Raw genomic sequence first — 4,915 nt, 5'->3', positions numbered from 1 at the left:
TGGCAGTTGGCAGTTGGCAGTTGGCAGTTGGCAGTTGGCAGTTGGCAGTTGGCAGTTGGCAGTTGGCAGTTGGCAGTTGGCAGTTGGCAGTTGGCAGTTGGCAGTTGGCAGCTAACAATTCCCTAATGACCAATGACTAATGACCAATGACTAATAACTAATAAGAAAGGAGAGAAGATTTATGACAATGACACCGATGAAAGCTCCGCCTTTGGTTTCGCTGCAAAATCCTAAAGATGTGTCGATCGACCAAATAGAGGCAGAACTGAGTCAAATCTGGGAAAGTTACAAAGAATCTGGGTCAAAGGGCGATTTTCCGATCGCGACTAGGGCAACAACTTTTACTTTTGTAGTCTACGAACCGGAAGAAACTCAGCATTTATTAGCGGATCTGGGATTTTATGACGGGCCGATTGACGGTATTACAGGGCCGATGACGGCATCAAGCATCAGGGCGGCTCAAAAAGCTTACGGAATGCCGAGAACTGGCAAACCTAGCGCTGAATTGCTGGCGATGTTGCGCGAAGAAGTGGCTCGCAAAAATGCCAAGGGAGAGCTTTTGGGTTCGACTGGCTTCGGTTCGGCGGGTTCGGGGGTGGCGGACGCGATCGTAGCTGCGAATCCCTGCCGGATTATTGCTCTGTGTCCGACGGCGGGGGAAGACACGGGGGTGCAGGCTCAAGTAGCTGCTTACTGTCCTGTGCACAAGCGCGGCAGCGGCAATCTAATCTGCTGCGAGTATATTACGCTCCGGGGTACGGAAGCTGCTTTGGAACGGGTGAGCGCGATCGTAACGGCGCTGACGATCTCGGATTTGCCGACGCTGCTGTGGTGGAAGGCGAATCCCGATGCCGATCGAGGTTTGTTCCAGCGGCTGGCGGAAACTAGCAGTTCTGTGATTATCGACTCTAGCAGCTTTGCCGAGTGTGAAGCTGAATTGCTGTTGATGCAAAGTCTGATCGAGGAAGGAATTCCGATCGCGGATCTCAATTGGCGTCGGTTGGCGGCGTGGCAGGAGTTAGCTGCTGAGGCTTTCGATCCGCCGGAACGTCGGGCGGCGATTCGAGAGATCGATCGAGTGACTATCGATTACGAAAAGGGCAATTCTAGTCAAGCACTGATGTATTTGGGCTGGCTGGCGAGCCGGCTTGGGTGGCGTCCGGTTGCTTTCAAACAGGAAGAGGGCGACTATCAAATCAAGCGAATTAAATTTGTCGGTGCCGACGAACGGGTTGTCGAAGCCGAGTTAGCGGCGATTCCAACTGCTGATTCAGGGGATGTCCCCGGCGATTTGATTGCTCTGCGTTTGAATTCTACAAACGAAAATGCTGACTGCGGTACGGTTCTGTGTTCGGAAGATGGTGGCTGTATGCGGATGGAAACCAAGGGTGGCGCTCAAACCGATCGGTTTAACCAGGTGACTTCTCTGTTCGATCAGGTGACGGAACAGTTGCTGGGCCAGCACTTGCAGAGTTGGGGCCGAGACGTGCTTTACGAAGAAAGTTTGGCAGTGACGGCCGGGATGCTGAAGTTGTCAAGAAGTTAGCAGTCAGTAGTCAGCAGTCATTAGTCATTAGTCAGGAGTCAGCAGTCAGTAGTTGTACGTAGCGACAAATCCCAAAGTCGTTAGTTGCGATCGCTATGAAGGATATTTGGGGGAAATGTATATTTGGCTGTGGGGTAATTGGTAATTGGGAAAAAGGTAATTGGCGATCGATTCGGGACTTATTACCTATTACCAGACATTAGATTAACCGATCGCCAAAAGTTCAGGAGAGCTGACTACTAAGAGGGCGGGCACGGGGGCACCGCCCTGACCACTAACCACTAACCACTAACCACTAACCACTAACCAATAACCAATAACTAATAACTAATAACCAATAACTAATAACTAATAACTAATGACTTTGGTAATTGCTGGCGAACGCAGCGGTGCGGGAAAGACTACTGTAACGATCGCCCTTTTAGCTTATTTAATCCGCCGCGGCTTGAACGTGCAATCTTTTAAGGTAGGCCCGGACTACATCGATCCGATGTTTCATGCTTTTGTCACGGGTCGCCCCTGTCGGAATTTAGACTCGGTTTTAACGTCTGAATCTTATGTGAAACAGTGTTTTGAGCGTCACATTCAAGATGTCGATTGTGCCTTGGTTGAAGGGGTAATGGGGCTATTTGATGGGGTGTCTCAGAAGAAGGAAGAAGGAAGTTCGGCAACGGATTTTGTAGCGGATGTAGCGGATGGCTTGAAGGTGGGGAAAGAAGAATTAGATTATTCTGTTGCTTTTGCTTCTACGGCTCATGTTGCTTGTTTGTTGAATTTGCCGGTATTGTTTGTGATAGATTGCAGCAGGCTTTCTGGTTCTGTGGCTGCGATCGCCCACGGTTTTCGCTCTTTTAACCCAAATCTTAATTTCGCTGGTTTGGTGTTGAATCGGGTGGCGAGCGATCGACATTTGGAACTGCTTACTGATGCTCTAAAACCGCTCAATTTACCTATTTTGGGCGTTTTGCGTAGGGATGAGGCTGTTACTATTCCCGATCGACATTTGGGTTTGATTCCTGCTGAGGAGTTGCCGAATCTTCGGGCTGCGATCGATAAGTTGGCGGATTTGGCTGCTGTTAGTTTTGACTGGGAGCAACTTTTGCCTTTGTTGGCTGCGACTCGAAATGGGGGGGGTGAGGGGTCTGAGCAACTTTCGGGTAGATACAGTCTCCCTTACGATATTGTAACTCAAAAAAATGATGCTGTCAACTGTTTGGGAAAACAATTTGGGGTGAGGATTGCAGTTGCGCGCGATCGGGCTTTTAATTTTTACTATCAGGACAATCTTGATTTGTTGGAAGAGTTGGGTGCCGAGTTAGTATTTTGGAGCCCGCTTGATGATGCTGTTTTTCCTGACAACGTGCAAGGGTTGTATTTTGGCGGCGGTTTTCCCGAAGTGTTTGCTGAGAAATTGAGCAATAATGTTTTAATTCGGGATGCTGTCAGAAGTGCGATTTTTTCGGGAATGCCGACTTATGCGGAGTGCGGCGGTTTGATGTATTTGTGCGATTCTATTGTAGGCTTCGATGGGAATTCTTGGCAAGGGGTGGGTGTTTTGAAAACTGCTGCTGAGATGGGAAAGCGTTTGACGCTGGGATACCGGGAGGCTGTGGCGGTGAGGGATAGTTTGGTGTTAAATGCTTTTGATGCGGTTTGGGGTCATGAGTTTCATCGATCGCATTTAACTGTTGAACCGACTAATCCAGTTTATCACAGTTGGAGGTATGGCAAGCGGGGGGAAGTTGAGGCGGTTGCTGAAGGTTGGGGAGTTTGTCAGCTACACGCTTCTTATTTGCATTTGCATTGGGGTGCTCGGCCTGATATTCCGGCTCGTTTTTTGCAGCAGTGTGCTGAGTTTGATTGTAAGGGTGTTTTGGGCGATCGAGAAAGCTAATTAGATTTTTTAACCACAGAGGGCGCAGAGGGCGCAGAGAATAGAGAGAGGAGTATCTGTATTGTGTTATTGATGAAATGAGCGAGGGGATGCTGGGATTTATGAAGGAATCAGTTTCGACTAAGCAGTTGTTTGCACAATGGATAACATCCGAGAATTTTCGGAGTTACGGTCAAGTTATCTCTGCGAGTGTTGATGGTAAGTCTTTTGATGCTCAGGATGCTAGGTTAAATTTACAAAATGGCATTCCTAGATTTTATATTATGCGGCTGCATGAGAAAGGTCGCAAGTTTCGCAAAATTACGCGGCACGTTGAATGTACGCAGTGTTTGGGTTCTCTGGATGGGAAGGATTGGTTGATGGCTGTTGCACCTCCTGGGGATAGCGATAAACCGAGTTTAGAGGATATTGTTGCTTTTCGGATTCCTGGCAATTGTTTTATTAAGTTAGATGTGGGTACTTGGCACGTTGGGCCTTATTTTGATGCGGAATTTGTGGATTTTTACAATCTTGAGTTGAGCGATACTAATGTGGTCGATCATTTTAGTTTTGATTTTGTGAAAAGTCACAATCTGGAATTTGAAATTATCTGATTTATCTTATATGATGCAATTAGGAGAAGCGCTCTGGTTCGGTATGTGATTTCGCGGGGAAAGTTGGTGGCGGAAACTGAACCCGCTAAAATAATTTTTTATTCTCTTTGACAAACAATATTTGAAACTGTTAAATTGTGAATCAAGGTGCTATTCCCGATGAGAGTCCGAGAAATTTGCTAGAGCAACTGCTGCTGCAAGATGCACTCGCTGGAAATGGCAAAGGTATTCAAGGCGGAGCAAACAATATGCTGGGAGATACTCCCCGACTTGTTGCTATCTATGGTGGGTCTCCTGAACATTGGTATAAAATGACAAGCATTCAGGCTTTTACGATTTATGGAGCATCTGTGCAAGTTCATTGGTTTCGGAACAGTCAGACTCAGGAAAATGTAGAGTGCAAGTTCAAACGTCAGTACCCGAAAATAGCTCCCAAAAATTTGTAATGAGGAATGAGAAAATTTATGAAAATTCGCTGTATCGCCAATACAGGTGCATCGCTTCCTGATGATTACATAGAACCTGCTATCGGCTACACAAAACAAATACAATTTTCATTAACGGTGGGTCGTGAATATGTTGTTTATGCTTTTAGAGAGTGGCGGGGAACTATTTGGTACTATATCTGTGACGATAACTACACCTATTATCCCATGCAGAATCCTGCACCGCTGTTTGAGGTGGTTGACAGCCGAGTTTCTAAGTATTGGCGGTTTGAACTAGCACCAAATGGGCAGTTAGAAATTGCTTTTGAGCAGTGGTTTACTGACCCTTATTTTTATGATAAGCTGACGGATCAGGAGGAGGCGGAGGTTGAGATTTTTGATAAGGTTAAGGAATTGATGGATGCTGAGGATTTTACTTTGCCTCCGCTGGATGTTG

General features: G+C 46.8%; 5 protein-coding genes. All 5 read left to right on the top strand.

Annotated features, from left to right (window positions below; all coding sequences use genetic code 11):
- The first annotated feature begins 181 nt into the window (after positions 1–181).
- Entirely contained in the window at positions 182–1,546 is a 1,365-nt protein-coding gene (gene opcA / locus WBA89_RS12645; protein WP_424406854.1) for a glucose-6-phosphate dehydrogenase assembly protein OpcA, read from the top strand.
- Positions 1,547–1,904: 358 nt separating this feature from the next.
- A complete protein-coding gene (locus WBA89_RS12640) occupies positions 1,905–3,440 on the top strand; it encodes a cobyrinate a,c-diamide synthase (RefSeq protein ID WP_424406852.1) in 1,536 nt (511 codons plus the stop codon).
- A gap of 101 nt (positions 3,441–3,541) precedes the next feature.
- Complete coding sequence (locus WBA89_RS12635; protein ID WP_424406850.1) at positions 3,542–4,033, top strand: ureidoglycolate lyase; 492 nt, start codon at positions 3,542–3,544, stop codon at positions 4,031–4,033.
- Positions 4,034–4,170: 137 nt separating this feature from the next.
- Entirely contained in the window at positions 4,171–4,479 is a 309-nt protein-coding gene (locus WBA89_RS12630; protein ID WP_424406848.1) for a hypothetical protein, read from the top strand.
- 18 nt (positions 4,480–4,497) lie between these two features.
- Positions 4,498–4,915 (top strand): hypothetical protein (locus tag WBA89_RS12625; protein WP_424406846.1); only part of this gene is annotated, 418 nt, incomplete at its 3' end.

This window comes from Microcoleus sp., assembly GCF_049646505.1.
Lineage (GTDB): Bacteria > Cyanobacteriota > Cyanobacteriia > Cyanobacteriales > Microcoleaceae > Microcoleus.
The sequence above is the reverse complement of the archived record's forward strand: the minus strand, read 5'-3'. Positions and strand labels throughout refer to the sequence as shown.